Source organism: Streptomyces hundungensis (assembly GCF_003627815.1).
GTDB classification, from domain to species: Bacteria; Actinomycetota; Actinomycetes; order Streptomycetales; family Streptomycetaceae; genus Streptomyces; species Streptomyces hundungensis_A.
The window spans coordinates 611,974-631,834 of the sequence record NZ_CP032698.1; the positions used below are offsets into that span (position 1 = coordinate 611,974).

The 19,861-nt window shown below is 69.9% G+C and carries 11 protein-coding genes and 1 pseudogene; 2 read left to right on the plus strand and 10 right to left on the minus strand.

Features of this window, described 5'->3' with window-relative positions; genetic code table 11:
- Positions 1-3: 3 nt before the first annotated feature.
- The 7 genes and pseudogenes from DWB77_RS02820 to DWB77_RS02850 form a co-directional block, all read right to left on the minus strand.
- Positions 4-1,221, minus strand: a complete 1,218-nt coding sequence (locus tag DWB77_RS02820; protein ID WP_120727280.1) for a PP2C family protein-serine/threonine phosphatase — start codon at positions 1,219-1,221, stop codon at positions 4-6.
- Positions 1,222-1,441: 220 nt separating this feature from the next.
- Positions 1,442-1,768 (minus strand): annotated as a pseudogene (locus tag DWB77_RS02825) (CBS domain-containing protein); the annotation flags it as partial.
- A 45-nt stretch (positions 1,769-1,813) separates the two neighbouring features.
- Positions 1,814-3,352: a DEAD/DEAH box helicase gene (locus DWB77_RS02830; protein ID WP_120719716.1), complete on the minus strand. Its 1,539-nt coding sequence runs from the start codon at positions 3,350-3,352 to the stop codon at positions 1,814-1,816.
- 331 nt (positions 3,353-3,683) lie between these two features.
- On the minus strand, positions 3,684-3,887 hold the full coding sequence (locus tag DWB77_RS02835) for a cold-shock protein (RefSeq protein WP_120719717.1): 204 nt from the start codon (positions 3,885-3,887) through the stop codon (positions 3,684-3,686).
- 533 nt (positions 3,888-4,420) lie between these two features.
- Complete coding sequence (locus DWB77_RS02840) at positions 4,421-5,359, minus strand: NADP-dependent oxidoreductase (RefSeq protein WP_120727281.1); 939 nt, start codon at positions 5,357-5,359, stop codon at positions 4,421-4,423.
- A 46-nt stretch (positions 5,360-5,405) separates the two neighbouring features.
- Positions 5,406-5,615, minus strand: a complete 210-nt coding sequence (locus tag DWB77_RS02845; protein WP_120719718.1) for a hypothetical protein — start codon at positions 5,613-5,615, stop codon at positions 5,406-5,408.
- A gap of 93 nt (positions 5,616-5,708) precedes the next feature.
- Positions 5,709-12,179: an RHS repeat domain-containing protein gene (locus DWB77_RS02850; RefSeq protein ID WP_162952380.1), complete on the minus strand. Its 6,471-nt coding sequence runs from the start codon at positions 12,177-12,179 to the stop codon at positions 5,709-5,711.
- Positions 12,180-12,533: 354 nt separating this feature from the next.
- Between DWB77_RS02850 and DWB77_RS02855 the strand changes: the two genes are divergently transcribed.
- Entirely contained in the window at positions 12,534-16,538 is a 4,005-nt protein-coding gene (locus tag DWB77_RS02855; protein ID WP_120719720.1) for a LamG domain-containing protein, read from the plus strand.
- A gap of 219 nt (positions 16,539-16,757) precedes the next feature.
- Here DWB77_RS02855 and DWB77_RS02860 read toward each other — a convergent pair whose 3' ends face one another.
- Both DWB77_RS02860 and DWB77_RS02865 read right to left on the minus strand, forming a co-directional pair.
- Positions 16,758-18,155 (minus strand): hypothetical protein, encoded by a 1,398-nt coding sequence (locus DWB77_RS02860; RefSeq protein ID WP_120719721.1) that lies wholly within the window; start codon positions 18,153-18,155, stop codon positions 16,758-16,760.
- A 15-nt stretch (positions 18,156-18,170) separates the two neighbouring features.
- Positions 18,171-19,088, minus strand: a complete 918-nt coding sequence (locus DWB77_RS02865; protein ID WP_162952381.1) for a hypothetical protein — start codon at positions 19,086-19,088, stop codon at positions 18,171-18,173.
- Between the two features lie 263 nt (positions 19,089-19,351).
- Between DWB77_RS02865 and DWB77_RS02870 the strand changes: the two genes are divergently transcribed.
- Complete coding sequence (locus DWB77_RS02870; protein WP_120719723.1) at positions 19,352-19,594, plus strand: ABC transporter permease; 243 nt, start codon at positions 19,352-19,354, stop codon at positions 19,592-19,594.
- A 72-nt stretch (positions 19,595-19,666) separates the two neighbouring features.
- On the opposite strand, the gene DWB77_RS02875 is transcribed toward DWB77_RS02870, so the two are convergent.
- Complete coding sequence (locus DWB77_RS02875; RefSeq protein WP_120719724.1) at positions 19,667-19,858, minus strand: hypothetical protein; 192 nt, start codon at positions 19,856-19,858, stop codon at positions 19,667-19,669.
- Between the last annotated feature and the right edge of the window lie 3 nt (positions 19,859-19,861).

Consider the following 19,861-nt stretch of genomic DNA (forward strand, 5'->3'; position numbering starts at 1 on the left):
CAACTACTGTCCTGACGGGAGCGAGGCGTCGGCGAGGTCGGCACCAGTGGCGGCGGCGCGCTGGACATGGCGGATCCCGTGCCAGTCCAGGCACATCACGGTCGCATCATCGTCCAGGTGCCCGTCGCCGGCGTCGACGATCGCCCCTATGAGGGTGCGGGCGGCTTCTCGGGGATGCAGCGCCTGGGTGCGGACGATCAGGTCGGGAAGGTTGACGCTGTCGGCGTTGCGTTCCAGCATGCCGTCGGTCAGCATCACCAGCCGGTCCCCGGGCCGCAAGTCCAACGTCTGCACCCGGTACGTGTGCGGGTTCAGAACCCCGAAGGGCAGATCGATTTTCGGCACGATCTGGGTTACTTCGCCGTCTCGCAGCCGTAGCGGCCAGGGGTGCCCGGCGTTGATGAATTCGGTGGTGCCGTCGAGCAGGCTGATGCGCAGCAGCTGACCGGTGACGTAACCCGCGCGCCCGTGCTCGCGCATGGCCGCGTCGGCCTGGCTGGCCTGCTCCTGTAGGTCCGCGCCGGCCCGCCGGGCCCGGCGAAGGGCGCCGACCACCAGGGTCGCCAGCAGCGCGGCGGCGACGTCGTGCCCCATGGCGTCGGTGACCGACAGCTGAACGGTGTCCCGGTCGATCACGTAGTCGAAGGTGTCCCCTCCGACGTGGTCGGCGGGTTCCAGCGCCCCGGCGACCGTGAACTGGGCGGCCTCGCACGCCAGCGAGGCCGGCAGCAGCCGGTGCTGGATCTCCGCGGCCAGGCTGAGCGGGCGGGTACGCCGCCCCCATTGGTAGACGTCGGTGAAGGGCCGGTTGGTGATGACGATGTAGGCCAGCGCGTGCGCGGTCTCGCCGATTTCCCGCATCACCTCGGCGTCCGGTGCCGTGGGCAGGAACAGCTCCAGGAGTCCGATGGCGTCGCCACGATTGGTCACCGGAGCGACGATCCGCACCAGCGCGTCCTCGCCCGTGTCCTCGACCCCTGGCCGCTGGCTGCGGATCACGTCGTCGTACAGCGTGCCGCGCAGCGCGATGCGCTCGGCCGGCTCGCCGATGTCGACGCTGCCCGCCGCGCCCAGCCGTACGACGGAGCTGCCGTTGAAGTCGGTGATCAGGAAGGACACCGACGCCGCGCCCAGGCGCTCCTTGAGCATGCGCGCGACCACGTCGAGCGACTCGACCGGGGCCGCGGCCTCCGCCGCTTCCAACGTCCTCGCCAGCGTCAACGGATCGCCCGCGCGGCTGTCACCTGTCTGCCCTGCGGTCACAACGTCTCCTCGCTCCTCGGCTCAAGGCCGTCCAGGACTCGCGTCCCGGACATGCGCCACCGGACGCATTTCCGCACCGAGCAGGTCAATTGGATCACGTGTCCCACGCCCGCACCCGGATAACCAGCCCGTCCAGCGCGGTGGTTCAGCGGCCCGGGGCGAGCGGGCCCAGGGTGTTGTCGGCGAGGATGTCCCGCAGCTGGACCCGGTCCGTGTACCCGGAGCTGTCGCGGACCGTGGTGAGCTGGGCCCGGGTGAGCAGCCCGGAGCACACGCCGTCGTTGTCGCACACGAGCAGGTGCCCGGTGTGGGCGCTCGCCATGACGGACAGGGCCACCTCGACGGTCATGTCGTCGAAGACCCGCGGTCCGGCGGTGTCCATAACGTCGCCCGCCGCCCTCGCTACGGAGGTGTCGGCCGCCGTCCTGAGTATGGGGGCGACGGCCGCCGAGCGAGATACAGGGGTGGCGACCATCGAGCGGGGAGGCATCTGAACCATCGTCAAAGGGTGCTCCTGGGGATATCGGACAGTTCCTGAAGACGGGGGTTGCTAGGCCGCGGTGTCGAACGAGGACTGCCGACCGGTCCTGCGCCGGGCGGCCGAGGCGGGGCTACGCCGACCGCGTGACGATGACGTGCTGCGCTGGCGCCGCTCGACGACCGGTGCGGTGATCGTCACGGCGATGCCGGAGGGGGCCTGCGCGCCGGTGATCCGGGTGAGCGCCTCGTCGCCGGAGCTGACCTGGGTGATCTGGGGCACGATCCCGGCGGTGGTCATGAGACGGCTCATGTCGCGGCGCTGCTGGGGGGTGACGAGGGTGACGACGCTGCCGGACTCGCCGGCGCGGGCGGTGCGGCCGCCGCGGTGCAGGTAGTCCTTGTGGTCGGTCGGCGGGTCGACGTTGACGACGAGGTCGAGGTTGTCGACGTGGATGCCGCGGGCGGCGACGTTGGTGGCCACGAGCACGGTGACGTGCCCGGTCTTGAACTGGGCCAGGGTGCGGGTGCGCTGCGGCTGGGACTTGCCTCCGTGCAGGGCGGCGGCACGCACCCCGCTGTCCAGGAGGTCCTGCGTCAGCCGGTCGACAGCGTGCTTGGTGTCCAGGAACATGATGACCCGGCCGTCGCGTGCCGCGATGCGCGTCGTGGTGCGGTGCTTGTCGGCGCCGTGGACGTGCAGCACGTGGTGCTCCATCGTGGTGACGGCACCCGCGGACGGGTCGACGGAGTGGACGACCGGGTCGACGAGGTATCGACGGACCAGGCGGTCGACGTTGCGGTCCAGAGTGGCCGAGAACAGCATCCGCTGTCCCTCGGGGCGCACTTGGTCCAGCAGCGCGGTGACCTGGGGCATGAAGCCCATGTCGGCCATCTGGTCGGCCTCGTCCAGGACGGTGATCGCGACCTGGTTCAGCCGGCAGTCACCGCGGTCGATGAGGTCCTTGAGGCGGCCCGGCGTGGCGACGACGACCTCGGCACCACCGCGCAGCGCATTGGCCTGCCGACTGATCGACATGCCGCCGACGACGGTGGCGAGGCGCAACTGCACCGACCGGGCGTAGGGGGTGAGCGCGTCGGTCACCTGCTGAGCCAGCTCCCGCGTCGGCACGAGGACCAGGGCCAGCGGCTGGCGCGGCTCTGCGCGCTGTCCTGCGGTGCGGGCCAGCAGTGCGAGGCCGAAGGCGAGGGTCTTGCCGGAACCGGTGCGCCCGCGTCCCAGAACGTCACGGCCCGCGAGGGTGTTGGGCAACGTCGCCCCCTGGATCGGGAACGGCACGCTGACACCTTGCGTCGTCAGCGCCGCCAGCAGTTGCTGGGGCATGTCGAGGTCGGCGAACGCCTCGACCGCGGGCAGCGCGGGAGTGATCGTCTTCGGCAGGGCGAACTCGCCCTGGACCGCACCGGACCGGCGGCCATAGCCGCCCGACCGGCTCGAGGCGCCGGTGCGGGCAGGGCCGCCCGAACGGGCAGGGGCGGACGATCCGAAGCGCGCGTCTCGCCGCGAACCGCCGCCGGCAGCGACTGCGGGGGCGCCACCCTCGGTCCGGCGGGGGCGGGAGGAACGGCTGTTGGTACGTACGGGGTTCATCGAGAACCTTCCTGATACGGCCATACGGCACGCATCAAGGAATTCCCGCAGCACAAAGCAGCGCGGGGAATCACAAGAACGAACCGAATGAATTGTGAAAAGAATGTGAAATAAGGTGGATCTGCCGCAGGTTGCATCGACGGAATTTCCCACGCCATTGGAAGGGAAATTCCGGACGCCTACCGCGCACGCTTTTGGACGCAGCGCGCGCCCCTGGATACGGGACAGCGGGCGCTCCCCGCCCGCAGGTCAGACCTGCTGCGGAAAATGCTCGTAGCTGGGGCCCGCACCCCGAGGGATGCGGGCCCCAGCTACGAAGTGCGCGTCGACGTCAGGCGAGAGCGATGTTCTCGGCCATCGGGCCCTTCTGGCCCGACGCGATGTCGAAGTTGACCTTCTGGCCTTCCAGCAACTCGCTGAAGCCCTGGGCGGCGATGTTCGAGAAGTGGGCGAACACGTCGGCACCCCCGCCGTCCTGCTCGATGAAGCCGAAGCCCTTGGCCGGGTTGAACCACTTCACTGTGCCTGACGCCATGCCATATCTCCTCTTGGGCAGTACGCCGGTATCCGCGATCGCGGATACCGGGTCGCCGCGATGACGCCCCGTCCGGAAAATGACCGGCCATACGAAAACGCCGCCGAGTAACTGAAAATACCGGCGAAGGCGCTTGAAGTTTTGGGAACCACAACTGCAACTGAGATCGACAGTAGCACGAAATAATTGCCTCAGTGTGGTAAATGACGCCACCCTGCCGATTGCAGCAAAAACATACACGGCGTGACGCGGCAAACTCTGCCTTCGCGGCCATAGATATTGACTCGGCCGAAGCGCAGCGTTTCAGCAAAAGACAGCCGGCAGCACGTCCTCAAAAAGAGCCCGATTTCTCCGTGGCTGCGACCTGCCCCGCGAGGCGGCGCGCCCCCGTTCCTGCCTGCTCGCCGGCGCCGTCGACTTCTGCCCTCCGGCAAACCCCGTCTCCTGGGACAAGCCCCCTCCCGGCAAGGGCCACGACGGCCAGGCTCCCGGGATTGCGGGACAGCCCTTGGCGCGCGTTTCGAAAGCACTTTCTACGGAACCAGCACGATCTTCCCCCGGACCCGCCCGGTCTCACTGAGCTCGTGTGCCTTCGCCGCCTCGGTGAGCGGGAGGGTCTCGGAGATGGTGGGCCGGATGCCGTGGTCGTCGATCAGCGCGGCGAAGTCGGTCAGTACGGCAGGGGTCGGTTCGAGGAAGAACTCCACGAAGCGCACGCCCAGTTCGGCGGCGCGAGCGGTGACCTCGGTGCGGTCGACGCCGACCCCGACCACGTCCACCAGGATGCCGCCCGGCTTGAGCGTGCCGAGGGAGCGCGGCCCGTAGTCGTGGCTGATGGTGTCCAGTACGGCGTCGATGTCGCGGAGCGCGCCGAAGTCCGCCACCGTGTAGTCGATCAGCTCATCGGCGCCGAGCTCCCGCAGGTACGCGTGCTTGGCGGCGCTCGCCGTGCCGATGACGTACGCGCCCCGCGCCTTGGCGATCTGGACGGCAAGGTGGCCGACGCCGCCGGCCGCGCCGTGGATGAGCACCCGTTGGCCGGGCCGCACGTCCGCGAGGGTGATCAGTGCCTGGTAGGCGGTAAAGCCCGAGATGGGCAGGGCCGCCGCACCGACGTGGTCGAGAGTGCGGGGCTTGGGAGCGATCCGATCCTCGGGAACGACGACGTGGTCGGCGTGGCTGCCGTGCGGCGGCACGGTCCAGCCGTACACCTCCTCGCCCTCCGCGAAGCGGTCCACGCCTTCACCGAGCCGTTCCACGGTGCCGCTGAACTCGTGGCCGAGGACGTAGGGGGGCGGCCCGAAGAAGTCCACCTTGCCCACCCGGACCTTCCAGTCGGCCGGGTTCATACCGGTGGCCCGCACCCGGACCAGCACCTCGCCGGGGCCGGGCGCAGGGAGGGGTACCTCAGCGAGCTCCAGCACGTCGGAGCCGCCGATGCTTCGCTGGATGATCACACGCGTCGTCGTCATGAAGATCATCTTCTCACCGGACGCGGTTGGTTGAACAGACATCACGTCAGTGACTGAGCAGGTAGTGCGCCTCGGCCGCGAAGGCGAAAAGGGACACCGCCACCGCGACGACCCCGGTCGCGATGGTCGTCCGCTGGACCTGGCGTGCCTTCTCCGGGGTGCGGCCGTGTCGGGCGTACGACGTGCGGATGCCGCGGAAGTCGGCGAGAACGGCGACACCGAGGAAGAGCGGGATCAGGAAGACGAGCACCGCCACGGTTCCTTACCTTCCTTCGTGGGTGGGCCCGGGCCGGCCCGGGAGCGATGGTCGCTCCCGGGCCGGACTCGCGCGGTGCGGGTTCGAGGAACCCTACTTCGGAATCACCCATGAGCAGCCGGCCTGGAAGCTGCACTGGCCTCCGAGCGTGGTCGGGCCCTGCGGAGCCCAGCCGGCGCCGCCGGCCCAGCCTCCGTAGTAGTAGTAGCCGCCGGAACTGCGCTGTCCCACACCGCCGCTGGCGCCCCACGGTCCGTCCGCCACGGTGGCGCCGCCCAGCTGGATCTTCTGGTCACTGGGCTTGGCGGTGTTCCAGCCGGCGGAGACCCCGAAGTAGGCCCCGAACTTTCCCGGGAAGAGCGACTTGGCGCCCTTGATGGTGTCGAAGGTCATGCCGCCCGACACCCCGACCGACACATTGCCGTTCTGGAACCCGCCGCTGACGCAGAGCATCAGACAGAACGACCCACTCACATAGACGTGTTCCCAGAGCTGTTCCTGAAGGGTCGTCCCCGACTTCGTGTACGGGTCGTCCGTGCTCTCCTTGCCCTTGCCCGTTCCCATGACCGCGATCATGTTGAGGGTCTGGTCGGCCTTGGAGCCCTTCTTGGGGCTGCCGAGGAGGCCCGAGTCACCGGCGTCGCTACAGAAGTGCGCCATCTTGTCGCTGGCGGCGGACATGGAGCACTCCTGCCTGATCCAGTCCGCGATGAGCCGTTTGTACGTGGGCAGTTTCTTGCTGCCTCCGGGGTTGCGGCTGAGCAGTTCGCGGTAGGTCGGCACCCGCACCCCGTCGAGGGTGGGTCGGCCGTCGTCGCTCTTGCCGTTGTCCATCGTGCCGGTGTGCGACGAGCCCTGGGGACCGCAGGGCACGCCCTGCACGCCCGCGCACTCTTCCTTGGTGCAGTTGCGCAGGTCGTAGCTGCACGAGTTCTGGGTGCCGGGCGGGTCGGTGCCCGCCGGATCGGAGAGGTTGACCGGGTTGTCGTTGCTGTAGGAGTAGCCGTTCCACTGCTGCGGCTGGTTCTCGTCCAGCACGGGGTCGGGGTTGATGAAGCGGCCCGAGGCGGGCTGGTACTCGCGGGCTCCGAGGTTGGTGAGGCCGGTGGCCACGTCCTGGGTGCCGCCGACGAAGCCGTGTTCGCCGGCCCATCGGGAGGGCTGGGTGCCGCGTGGCACGCCGAACGGGTCGGCCGGTCGTCTCGTCTCCGCCAGCGAGGCCGAGTCGAGGGCGAGCACCGCGGTGCCGTGGTGGTCGCTGGTCTGCCAGGTGAGGCCGGTCCCCTGCCGTACGGCGGTGAGGCCGTTGGGCAGGGCGTAGGTGCGGGTCGCGGTGAGGGCGCCGGTGGTGGTGTCCAGGGTCAGGTCGTCCGGCCCCACGTGGAGGGTGCTTCTGCCGGGGTCGTGCCGGATGAGCTGGTTGCCGGTGGCGTCATAGACGTAACTCGTCGCGGTGGAGGCCCCGTTGGGGGTGAGTGAGGTCAGTTCGGACTGGGCGTCCCAGGTGAGGCTGGTGGTACCGGAGGGGGTGGTGATCGCGGTGGTGTTGCCGGTGGCGTCGTACTGGTAGGAGCTGGTGCCGGGGTTGCCGGGACCGCTGCTGTCGGTGGAGAGCAGGGCGTGGGCGCCTCCGGTGCCGCCCCCGGTGTTCGGGGCGGTGGTGGGCTGGTTGTTCTGTCCCGCGGGGGCGAATGTCTGGGTGGTGGTGATGTCCTTGCCGGTGTCGCCGCTGATGTCGTGCTGGGTGAGCCCGGTGCGGTTGCCCGTGCGGTCGTAGGCGTACGACGTCCAGTACGCGGCCGGGCCGCGCACGGTGGTCCTGCCTGCCGGGGCCCCGCTGGTGGGGGTGGCGTTCTTGCAGCCGCCGGTGCCGGGCACGGAGGGCTGCGGTTTGGCGGTGACGCCGCCGGTGTCGGTCCAGGCGCTGGTCAGCCGGCCGAGGTAGTCGTAGCCGAAGCACTGGAGGTCGGTCTGGGCCGGGGTGTTGTCGGGGACGTTCTGGATCGCGGTGATCTGCCCGGCCGCGTTGCGGCTGTAGGAGGTCTGCTGGACGGCGCCGGTGGCGGCGGTCTGCTTGTCGACCCAGGAGGACAGGAGGTTGCCGGTGGCCTGGTCGTAGGTGTCGGTGACGACGACCTCGGTGCCCCACGGGTTGACGGTGGTGCGCACCGCCCGGCCGAAGGCGTCGTAGTCGCTGGACAGGTCGTAGGTGGTGGTCGGCGAACCGAAGCTGAGCAGTGGTCCGTTGACGTCGTAGCTGTAGGTGAGTGACTCGGCGGGCAGATCGCCGCGGGCGTCCGTCGTCGAGGCGGTGAGGTCTCCGGTGAACGGGTTGAACGTGGACGTCGACTTGTAAGCGCGGGCGAGGGCGCCTTCCTGACCGGGGATGGTGACGGTGGTCGCGGTCGCCCGGTAGCCGAGGTCGTAGGCGGTGACCTCGCTGGTGTACGCCTGGTCCGTCCTGCCGTCCACGAAGCGGCTCGACTTCACGGCCTGGCCCTTGGCGCCGCTGACGCTGTCATAGGTCCAGGCCGAGACCGGGACCCGGTCGGTGGACGGGGGCGTGGTGCTGTAGGAGGCGGTCTTGCGGCCGAGCAGGTCGTAGTCGTAGCTCAGGACCTGCTTGCGGGCGTCGGTGGCCGTCGTGAGGCGGCCGTCGGCGTCATAGGTGCGGCTGGCGGCGCCGGTGTCCGGGTCGCTCGCGGCGACCTGGTGGCCGCGCAGGTCGTAGCCGTAGGACCAGTGGTTCTTGGTGGTGCCGTCGGTGCGGCCGGCCGTCTTGCCGTCGGGTGTGTAGGTCAGCCTGGTGATGTCGGCGTCGAGCGGGCTGCCGGTCGCCGTGGGCGTCGTGTACTGCCACAGCTCGTGCGTGCGGCCCAGGGTGTCGGTGACGGTGGTGGTGGGGGTGCCGCCCTGGGGCGGTGTGGTGTCGGTGCGGTCCGCGCCCGGGTAGGCCTTGGTGGTGCGCCACTGCTCGACGGCGTACGAGGAGAAGACGGTTGCCGTCGGGCGGCCCCGGCCGTCGAAGAGGGTGCCGGTCTCGCCGGGCACCTGCTTGTCGTCGACGGTGACCAGGCCCGTGCCGGGGGCGTCGGTGTCGTCGTAGTAAGGGGAGCGGGTCTCGACGGTCCAGCCGTGCGAGTCGTACAGCGTGTCGGTGATGACGCGGCCGGTGTAGGCGGAGATGCCGGGCGTCGTCTGGGTCTGCCGGCTGCGGCCCGATCCGTCGTAGAGGGTGACGGACTTGGCGTAGTGCGCGCCGTCGTTCTGGAGGGTGGAGGTGGTGACCGCGGACGGCGCCGTGCTGCCGTTCACCGCGTACGCGAAGGTGGTGTTCGCCTTCTGGGTGGTGGTGCGGCCCGGCTGCCACACCGCGGTGAGCCGGCCGAGCGCGTCATATGTCTTGGTGGTGGCCCGGCCGTTCATGTCGGAGCTGGTGAGTTCCTGGTCGCGGCCCACATCGAGGGTGGTGGTCGCGGTCCAGTCGGTGGCGGAGCCGGGCGCGGGGCTGGTGACGGTGATGGTTGCGGGCACCTCACCCGGCTTGGCGGGCAGGTAACTCGTGCTGGTGGTGGCCCCGTTGGGGTGCTGGGTGTCGGTGGCGTTGGGATCGGTGACCGAGGTGGCGCGGCCGTAGTCGTCGTACACACTGGTCTTGGTGGTGACGTAGACGGGGTTGCCCGAGGCGTCGTAGTGGTCGAGTTCCTGGGCGGCCGTGGCGTCGCCCTGGCTGCCCGCCTTGCCGAAGGGCTGGCTGTCGTAGAGCGTCCGATCGGCCTTGACGGTGTTGTCCTTGGCGGGAGTCGCGGTGCAGGCCCCGGCGCCGTACAGCGTCTTCACCTCGTCCGCGAGTCCGGTGATGAGGGGGTCGCCGCTCGTGGCGTACGAGGTGAGGGTGCACTGGTCGGGCTCGCCGTCGGCGGCCGTGAGGACGCTCGTGGTGCGGTTGGCGTGGCCGGCGTCACTCTTGGTCGTGGTGGTCTTGGTGCGCCAACTCCCGTCCGCCTTCCGCTCCTTGGAGGTCTCGGCGACGGCGGTGGCCCGGTAGCGGGCCACGAGGTCGGGCAGCCCGGAGCCGCGTACGTGCGTCGCCGTGGTGCTCGGGGCGGTGGCGTCGGTGACGGTGTACGCGGCGAGTGCGCCGCCCGCCTTGTCGTAGGTGTCGCTCTCCAGGGCCGACCCGGAGAGCCAGTCGGCGTCGGTGACCTGCTCGCCGAGCGCGTCGGCGACCTTGACCGAGCGGGTGGCGCCGCCCGGCAGGGTGTCACCGTCCATGCCTTGCAGATACTTGGTCACCATCTGGGTGACCGGCCCGTCCTGACCGTCGCCGGTGGTGGTCATGACGGTGGCGAAGCCGCGGAACTGGTCCCACGTTCGGGTCTTGGGGTCGATGACCTCACTGGTCCCGTAGTGCCAGGCGGCGGGCCCGTACTGGTACTTGGTCACCTGCGAGGGGCTGTGCGCCACCGGGTCGTTGGCGCTGACGCTCGCCACGGTGTAGTGGTTGAACCAGTCGGAGACCGGGTCGCCGCCGTAGACGCTGCCCGGCGGGTACCACTTCACGTTGTAGCAGGTCATGGTGTCGGTGTCGGCCGACGCCGGCATCACTTTCTTCACCCGGGAGCAGGCCGGCGGGTTGTAGTCGACCTGGATCTGTTCGCCGGTCTCGGTGGTGACGGTCTGGATGCGCGGCCGGTTGAAGGCGGTCGGCGCCGGGACGAGATTGGTGCCGTCGACCCGGTTGGGCAGCTCGACCGGTGTGAAGGACACCTTGGGGAGCGTGAGGGGCGAGGGGCCGTTCTGTCCGGTGCGCTGGATGCCGGCGAGCCACAGGGTGGGCTTGTTGCTGTCGGCCGGGTCGGGGTAACTGTGGCTGAGCGTGTAGGTGTCGATGTTCTTGTACGCGCCGTTGGAGAGCACCTGGGTGGTGATCGAGGCGAGCCGGATGTTGGTCCAGAAGGTGGGCCCGTACTGGGTGCAGGTGCCGGTGGCGGTGCAGTTCTGGTCGTAGGGCACGTCCGGCCAGTGCGCGGCGTTGGTCGAACTCAGCGTGGCGCCCGCGCAGGTGAAGGAGCCGGCGGTGGAGCAGCGGCCCTCGGGCGCCGCGGTGAAGACCACCTTCGCCGCGGGCTTGAGGGTGCCCTTGGCGGTGACCTGGTCGGCGAGTCGCTGCCCGTATCCGATGGAGGTGAGGGCGCCGCCCCGGATGTAGGACGTCTGGGTGCCCTTGCCCTGGTTCTGGGCGCCGCCGCGGGCGTAGTAGTTGGACTGCGTGGCGTAGGTGTACGTCGTCACGTTGCCGTGCGGGTCGACGGCGTAGTCGAGGTTCCAGCGCCAGGCCATCTGGCACCAGGATGCGTTGCCCTTGGCCGAGTCGTAGCAGGGGTCGCCGCTCTTGGGCGAGTAGACCGGCAAGGTCCAGGCGGAGTTCGCGGCGGGGTCGCTCTTGTCGCCGCCGGGCAGGTGGTTGAGGCCGAAGTAGTAGACGCTGCCGGAGGTGGTGGAGACCTTGACGTATTCGCCGTCGTGGGCGCCGTTGGCCGCGCCGGTCAGGAACTCGACCTTGGAGCCGTCGTCGTTCCTGAGCCGCCAGGTGCCGGTCGCGTCGTCGCGCACCAGCTCGCTGGAGTGCCCTTCCAGGGAGAGGCTGGCGTTGTGGCCGCCCCAGCAGGAGTCGGCGGAGTACTTGATCCCGTCCTTGTCGCAGTTCTTGTACGAGCGCTCCACGAAGCCCGGTGTGTAGTCCCAGCCGTCACCGATCCAGGAGGACTGGGCGTTGGTGGAGGAGGTGCGTCCGTCGACGGCGGACGAGCTGTAGGACAGGGCGATCTGCGGGGCGTCCTGCCCGATCGAGGGGGGCACCTGGATGGGGTAGCTGTAGTCGAAGCCGCCGCTGCTGGAGCCGCCGGACCAGGCGGCGCTGGGATTGAGGGCGCTTGCGGTGTAGTCGCCGCCACCGCCTCCCGAGGCGGTCTCGGCGGCGAACACCATCGGCTGGGCGCTGTCGTGGGAGCTCCCGGCGGGGACGGTCACGTCCGCGAGGAGCCGGCCGGTGCCCGCGTCGTAGTGGGACGGCAGCGCCGTGCGCTGTCGGCAGCCGTCCGCGTCCGGGGTGGTGAGAGCGCAGCCGGGCAGGGCGACCAGATGGGCGCGGGCGGACGCGTCGGCGCCGAAGGCGGCGTCGAGGCGGCGTACGTCGACGCCCACCTGGATGCGTCCCGAGGGTGCGGCGGCGCCGCGTTCCACGGTGACGACGGGGCCCCGCTCGCCCAGCGCCTGGGCCTTGGCGGTGTCGACGACGCCGGTCTTCAGCGAGACCCCGGCGGAGGTGACCGCCGTGGGTGCGGAGCCGCTCGAGGTGGCGGCGGGACCCGGCCACTCCCCCGGCACCGAGTAGTGCGGCTTGGCTCCGGCCGGCCCGGGGGCCGCCTTGCCATGCACGGGCTTGGTGTGCGGGAGGGCCGTGTGCGGCGGCGACCACCGCTGGTTCGGGTCGACGGGCCGGGCCGCGGCCATGGCCTGGGCCGATGCCGGCGCGATCAAGGCGGCGGTGCTCGCCAGCACGCTCACCACCCCGAGCCATCGCCGGCCTCTTCGCCGCCCCGGTCTCCAGCCGTTCCCCGGTCTTCCCCAAGCCCCCACGACGTTCCCCCTCGCACCCGAAGCACGCAAAATTGGCCGCCCTGTCCGAAACAGGCGACGTCGACCGGGGTGAACGTAACGCCGGATCCGAACACCAGACCCGCACGTGCCTCACACTTGACGCACTCATTAACTTCGGTATGGCAGACATCAATTGACGCAACGTCATAACTGCGTACACATCCGGCATCCCTGCTTGACCTGAGTCCGTCGAGCCCCGCTACTGTGCCCCCTCCATCGGCGCGCAGCAGCGCGCCATACCCGGGAGGGGCCCTCATGGGGGGTATCAGCGCCTACTCGCGCGACCTACGACGACGCAGACCGCGGCAGCGCGCGGCGGTCGGAATCATCACCGCCGCGCTGGCCGCCGCGGTGGTCGGGCTGCCGACGCCCGCCGTGGCGGGCGGCACGCCGGAGCCGAAGGGTGGCGACGCCCAGCACGTCCAGCAACTGCCACCCGACGAACGGGCCACACTCACCGCCAAGGCGCAGGCCGCCGCGAGCGGGCACCCGGTCGTGATCGACACCCTGACCACGCCGTACGCGCAGACCGTCGCCAACCCCGACGGCACCCTCACCGAAACGTCGACGGCGGTTCCCACCCGGGCGAGGACCGGCGGCACGTGGGCCCCGGTGGACGCGACGCTCCGGGCGCGGGGTGACGGCACCCTCGCGCCGAAGGCGGCCGTCAACGGGCTCACCCTCTCCGGCGGCGGCAGCGGCCCCCTCGCCACCCTGACCAGCGCGTCCGGCAAGAGCCTCGCCGTCACGATGCCCTTCGCGCTGCCCCGGCCGACGGTGTCCGGCGACACCGCCACGTATGCGAATGTGCTGCCGGACGTCGACCTGACGGTGACGGCCACCGAACTCGGCGGGATCCGGGAGGTGTTGGTGGTCAAGACCCCCGCCGCCGCGGCCAACCCCGCGCTCACCTCCCTCCATCTGGGCACGTCGGGACCGGGCCTCACCCTCGGTTCCGACGCCCATGGCGCCCTTCAGGCCGTGGACACCGCGACGGGCCGACCGCAGTTCACCGCGCCGGCGCCACAGATGTGGGACTCCAGCACAGCACCCGCGGCCGGCGCCTCCACCAGCTCCACCGCACCGGCCGCACCCGCCGCATCTGCAAAGACGACGAAGACAGCGAAGACAGCGTTCAGTGCGGCGGCCGCCCAGGACTCCCCCGCCGACGCCAGCACCGCCGACGGTCCCGGGCCGGGCGCCCGTTCCGCCACCATGGTGACCGCCGTGTCGTCGGGCAGTGTCGACATCACCCCGGTCGCGGACATCCTGCACGGGAGCACCACCCACTACCCGGTGTACATCGACCCGTCGTACATCCCCTGGAGCCCGGGGGACCCCGCGTGGACATGGATCCAGTCCGCCCACACCGGCAGCAGCAACTACGGCGTGTACGGGTCCTCGCACTCCCAGCAGCCCGGCGTCGGTGTCTGCGGCACCTACCCGGGTGGCGGGAGTTGCAGCCCCGTCGACAAGGAGCGCACCTACTACCAGTTCAACATCGCCGCCCTCGGCGACAACAACGATGTGGTCGGCAGCGCCGAACTGCACGTCACCCAGACGTACTCGGCGGACTGGAGCTGCACCAACAAGTACGGCATCCGGCTGTACTACTCCCATGACACCATCGGCTCCGGCACCGACTGGAACAGCCACCCGTCGGACACCTCGACCGGCCTGACCGACCAGGTGGGTGGCACCGGCTCGTCGGGGTGCGGCGGTGACGTGGCGTTCGCGTACAACGTGAAGTCGCAGGTCGAGGGCGCCGCCAACGGCAACTGGAAGACGATCACCTTCGGCCTGTACGGGGACGAGAGCGACGCCAATGGACTCAAGCGCCTGTCCAACAAGGCGAGCCTCGCGGTCACCTATGACCACACGCCCAACATGCCCTCGGGGATGACGAGTTCACCTGTTCCCAGCTACTCCTCCACCGGCACCACCCAGCCGTGCGAGGCGACGACCAACCCCACCGACAGGGCGTTCGTCGGCGCACCCGGTCTCACCTCCGGTCTCCAGCTGAAGGCCACCGTCTCCAGCCCGACCACCCCGCGCCAGCCGGTCCGCGGCTATTTCAACACCTGGGACGACTCGGTCAGCGGAATTCCGGACACCCCTCACGGCACCGGGTACAGCAACGGCGGCGGCTATGTCTCCTCGGGCAGCCAGGTCTCCTTCACCGTGCCCAGGGCCGACTTCACCGACGGGCACGCCTACGCGTGGGACGTGTCGGCCAGTGACGGCCTGCTCTCCTCGGCCTCGACCACGCCCTGCCACTTCCGTGTCGATCTGACCGCGCCGACGGTCAGCACACCCTCCGCGCCGGACTACCAGGTGGGCAACCTCAACACCGTCTTCCCTCCGGCGGGCAACGGACAGACGGCCAACATCTACGCGGGCAAGGGCGGCTGGGTCCCCTTCACCGCCGCCGACCCGACCCCGTCGGTCGGCGTCGCCTCCCAACTCGCCTGTATGCGCTGGGGGTTCGACCCCACCCTGACGACCGCGGCGTGGCAGTGCGGCAGCGCACTGCCGAAGGGCTTCCTCGCCGCGTTCCCCCAGCACTGGGGCACCAACATTCTGTACATCCAGGCGATGGACAACGCGGGGAACCTCTCGCAGCTCGCGACCTACGCCTTCTATGTGCCGTGGAACCCCAACGGCCCGGCCCCCGTGTTCGGCGACACCACGGGTGACGGGTCCGCCGACATCGTCACGCCCGGCACCGACGGCAATCTGTACACACACACCGTCCCCGGGAACACCCAGGCCACCAGCCCCGCCGCCTCGCTCGCCGCACGGGTCGCGAACACCCCCGACGGCGACAGCTGGGCGGGGTATCAGATCGCCCACCGCGGCAGTCTGCGCGGCGGCCTGAACGTCGACGACCTGATCGTGCACAAGAGCGGAGCGGCCCAGCTGTACTTCTACTACAACCCCGGCAACACCGGCACCGACGGCCGCTTCGACAAGCGGGCCGCACTCACCAAACCGGTCTGCAAGGACGACGGTTCGGGCAGCTACTGCACCGGGTACGCCGCCGACTGGTCCACCACCTCCCGGATCGCCGCGCTCGGGGACGTCTCCACGACCGCCCTGGACGCGGGCACCTTCCGCGACCGTACGGGGCTGCTGACCGAGGAGGCCACCGCCTCCGGGGACGCCGCGCTGTGGTTCTACCCGACCGTCTCCGACGGCCAGTTGGGCTCGCCGGTGCGGCTGGCCGCGAGCGGCTGGAAAACCCTGGAGCCGATAGCTCCGGGCGACTGGAACCACTCGGGGCATCCCGGACTGTGGGCGCGCAACATCACCACCGGTGACATCACCGCGTACACCTTCACCACCGGCACCACACCGGTCCCCGGCAGCACCACCACACCCCCGGAGACCGTGCCCACCGTGACCGGTATCGCGGTCGGACCCAAGCTCGGCAACCTCTCCGCCACCGACGTCCCGGTGATCGGCTCGGACGGTGATCTGACCGGCGACGGCATCGCCGATCTGTGGTGCGTCACCAAGGGCGGCGTCCTGAACACGTGGATCGGCCACACTCCGGACGGCACGTCGGGCACGGCCGTGGACTACTTCCTCTCTCCCATCAACAGCGGGAGCATCGCGGGCGCCCCCGACCAGTGGCGGCTCAACGGCAACGGCGCGGACGCGGCCGGCCTGAACGCCGTCACCGCGGTCGGTACGGTCGGCTGGTCCGCCGACCACACCGGGGCCACGCCGGGCGCGGCCACCTTCACGGGGAGCGGCAGCTACCTCAAGGCCGCCGCGCACGCCGTGGACACCAGCAAGAGCTACACCGTCTCGGCATGGGTCAAGCTCGGCTCGCTGGCCACCACCCAGGTCGCGGTGAGCCAGGGGACCGCCACCCACCAGGCCTTCTACCTGGGGTACAACAACCCCAAGAAGTCCTGGCAGTTCATGACCACGACGACCGAGGCCGCCACCACCACCTACCCGGTGGCCTACGGCGGGCCGGCCCCGGCCCTCGACACCTGGACCCATCTGACGGGCGTGTACGACGCCGACACCGAGGTGCTGTCCCTGTACGTCAACGGCGCCCTCACCGACACGGCGGACCGCAATGCCACTCCCGCCTACAACGCGTCGGGGCCGCTGACGATCGGAGCCAACGTCACTGTGGGCAGCACCAGCCCATACGACCAGCTGACGGGCGCGGTCTCGAACGTCCGCACCTATCCCGTCGCCCTCACGGCCGCTCAGGTGAAGGCGGCGTACACCAACTCATAGGCCGTGAGGCTTGGTTGAGGGGTCGTTCCGCCGTCGGCGGGCCGGCCCCTCGTGCCGGTTCCCGTGCGTGGGAGGGCACTGGAGACAGGTTACGCACGCCGACACCGCCAGCGGGAGACGACCGTCGAAGCGACCGCCACGACCAGGGCGATCCGGGCGACGCACTTCACGCACAAGAGCGGTGAGGTCCGCTCGGGATTCGGCATGGCTGCTCCGTGGTCAGTGGAGTCCGGGCGACGGACCGTCAGGGGCGCACCCGTCGAGGAGGGGGTGGGTGGTCCAGGAGTTCTCCGGGCGGTTCTGCGCGGCCCACACGGCGAGTTGCCCGGGTGTCATGGACGCCACTTGCGCGGGGCTCAGCCCGCCGCCCTGACGCGGGTCCGGAGGCGGCGGCGCCTCTGCCAGCAGACGGCACCACCGCTCATGGGTGGCCCTGATCGCCGCTCTGTCCGCGTGGGAGATGCCGTTGCCGCTGGTGGGGTCGTAGTCCGCCGCCCCGGGCCGGATCTCGGGCGGAAGCGTCTGCGGCGGCGTCGTCAGTTTCACGATGGCCTTGACCGGATGGAGTTCGGTGTGACCGGAGTGACCGGCGTCCCAGTCCCAGCGGCCCTGGACGAGGACGACGTCGCCCACATGGATTTGCTTTGCGACCGGTCCCGTGATGAACAGGTCGTCGAAGGCCTGCGCCGCCTCCCAAGCGGCCCCGAAGGCCGCCGCGATCACCGGCGCGAGTGCCGCCGCGACCGCCAGGCCGATCAGGTCCTCGGCGATGGTGCACACGGCGTTGACCACGACATTTAGCGGCCACGGAAGCTTGTGCGCCGTCGCGTGGCACACCTCCCCGGGGCTCGGACCGCTGCTCCCGGGCACCTTGCCCTGCATCAGGTCGAGGAAGGGGTCCATCGCCTGGCAGACGAAGAAGATCCGGGAACCTTCGCACTCGCAGTGCAGCACGGGCAGCGGGACCCACCAGCCCGTGTCGGGTCCGGGCGGGGCGGCCCACTTGGCTCCTCCTGATGGCTGGTCGTACAGCTTGTGCAGGTTGTCGCCCTCCTGCCCCTTGTCGTGCAGGTGGTGGCCGGCGTAATGCCAGAGCACGCCATAGCCGTCCACCGGCCATGTGGCCTTGCCCTTCGGCTGCGACTTGTCGACCGGCCACCCTGGGGCACCGCTCTGGTCCACTGGACGGGGAAGTGGCTGCGGATTCGGGGAGTCGACCATGAGATAGCCCAGCGGGCCGTGCTTGACGGCGTCATCCCTGACGCGGTGCGGCTCCACGATGTTGGTGTCGGGGTGGGACGGAGGAAGGTAGCCGACGAAGTCCTGCACCTGGAAGGGCGCGAGAAGCAGGTTGAAGGAGAAGTCGTTGTCCAGCGCGTCCAGGCCCTCTTTTCCCGCTCCCACGGCTTCGAGCCCGGCGACCGTACCGATGACGCACTGGTCACCGCCGCCGCTGAGGCAGACGAGCTTGCCACCGAGCAGGTACTCGCACAGCAGAAACTTCAGCGTGCTCGGCACTCCTACTTGGAGGGGACTCGGCACATCGCGATAGTCCTTGCGATCGACGCAGTGGGTGTACTGGCCCGGTGGTGTGATCACCGGTCCGAAGTCAACCATGGCGGCGTCCTCCTCTCAGCCCGTACCGTCGACGTACAGCGTGACCCCGCCCAGGAGGCCGTCGCCGATGGCCGCGTTCACGTTGATCGCCTGGCGACCGGTGAAACCGTCCGGCGCCGTGATGTCCACCGAGATGTCGGCCTGTTCACCCGGCGCCAGTGCCAACCGGTCCGGGTTCACCTCCACGCGCCAGCCGTCCGGTACCGGCCAGTGCTCCGCGCGGTGTCTGTCCATACGCATCCGCCGCGTGTCCTCACCCTCCGAGGCACCGCAGGACTCGAGCGGCGGGATGGCATAGCCGTCGCACCACAGGGTGACGAGCGCACGCTCGGCCCTGTCGTTGCGGACGGGGAAGGTGAACGCCGCATGGGGTGAATTCAGCGGTTTCACATCGGTGTTGCTCTGTCCCATGTTGTTGTCGGGGTTGGCGTCGTCGTCCCACAACAGCTCGACTTGCAGGCAGTAGTGGCCGGGCGCCGCCGGAGTGCGCCATGGCACCGTCGCCGTCGCCGGGCACCCGACCGCGCCCTTCACCGGCACATCCACTTTCGTCGTGCCGACCTCGTGCCAGGTGGTGCCCGCACCGAATTCCAAGTAGCCCACCCTGACGGGCAGTCCGGGGGCCGGAGCGGTGGTCGAACCGTTCCAGATCCGGGCGACCACCTGATACTCCGTTTCCGGTGTCAGGGCATGCGCGTCCACGAACACCCCCGGAGCGGAGGCCAGTTGGACATGGATGTCCGGGTTGTCCCAGGTGACGGCGAAGCCTTGCCCCTGCAAATACTGCTGGCTGTAGATCAGCGGGTCGGGCCGGCGGTAGGCCCAGGACGGCACCCGGCCGTCCGCGGGTCTGCCACGATCCCGGCCGGCCAGCCGACACAGCCTCTTCAGCTCTCTGAGGAGCCAGATCAGCCAGCCCAGAGCGAGTGCCACCCACAGCAGACGCAGCCAACGGCAGGGGCCACGCGCTAGACAGCGGCAACGGCTCTCCGGCATTCCGCAGTGGCATCGGCGCCACCGCAAGGCAGCACCAGCTACGTTCATACTTCCAATGTTCCACTCCCCCCGGCCCCCGGCCAGCCAGGGCGGTACGGCAGCTCCGCGAGGTGCATTTGACAGGGCCTGCGGACAGGAACCTACTGAGAGTGACGGCATTGTCGTCGTCCCTGCCCGCGCGATCCGGAAGGGAGCACGGCATGAAGAGAGACGTCCGGATACGGGGCTGGGTCGAGGCGGTCGCCGCGGCCATCAGCGCAGCACTCTTCCTCCTGACGCTGGTGTGGCCCGCCTGGATCGAGGCGCTGTTCGGAGTCGATCCCGACGAGCACAGCGGAGCCCTGGAGTGGGCCGTCGTCGCGCTCGCCGTATGCGCCACGATCCTCCTCTCCCTCCTCGCCCGAGCCGAATGGCACCGAGCCCGCACACCGCGCACGCCTTGACCGCCCGATCCGGCGCGCCTGCGCTCCTGGCACGGGCGCGGATTCACCTGCGCGGAGGGATGGCAACCGCTCCTAGCCGATGACTCCGCACGCGTACAGCAGTCCTGCCAGCGCGATGAGCGAGCCGATCACGCGGAAGGCGATGACATTGGACGGGGTGAAGGCGCGCCCCTCGCGGGTGCCGCCGAAGGTGGCCAGGCGGGGGGCGAAGGCGGCGGCGACCAGGCCGCCGACCAGGAGGAAGATTCCTACGAGAACGTGCATCGG

Bases quoted from the DNA above. Each gene is read 5' to 3' on its own strand.
- DWB77_RS02870 (WP_120719723.1), top strand. From the start codon at position 19,352: ATGAAGAGAGACGTCCGGATACGGGGCTGGGTCGAGGCGGTCGCCGCG.
- DWB77_RS02830 (WP_120719716.1), bottom strand. From the start codon at position 3,352: ATGAACCCCGTACGTACCAACAGCCGTTCCTCCCGCCCCCGCCGGACC.
- DWB77_RS02855 (WP_120719720.1), top strand. From the start codon at position 12,534: ATGGGGGGTATCAGCGCCTACTCGCGCGACCTACGACGACGCAGACCG.
- DWB77_RS02835 (WP_120719717.1), bottom strand. From the start codon at position 3,887: ATGGCGTCAGGCACAGTGAAGTGGTTCAACCCGGCCAAGGGCTTCGGC.
- DWB77_RS02840 (WP_120727281.1), bottom strand. From the start codon at position 5,359: ATGACGACGACGCGTGTGATCATCCAGCGAAGCATCGGCGGCTCCGAC.
- DWB77_RS02860 (WP_120719721.1), bottom strand. From the start codon at position 18,155: ATGGTTGACTTCGGACCGGTGATCACACCACCGGGCCAGTACACCCAC.
- DWB77_RS02875 (WP_120719724.1), bottom strand. From the start codon at position 19,858: ATGCACGTTCTCGTAGGAATCTTCCTCCTGGTCGGCGGCCTGGTCGCC.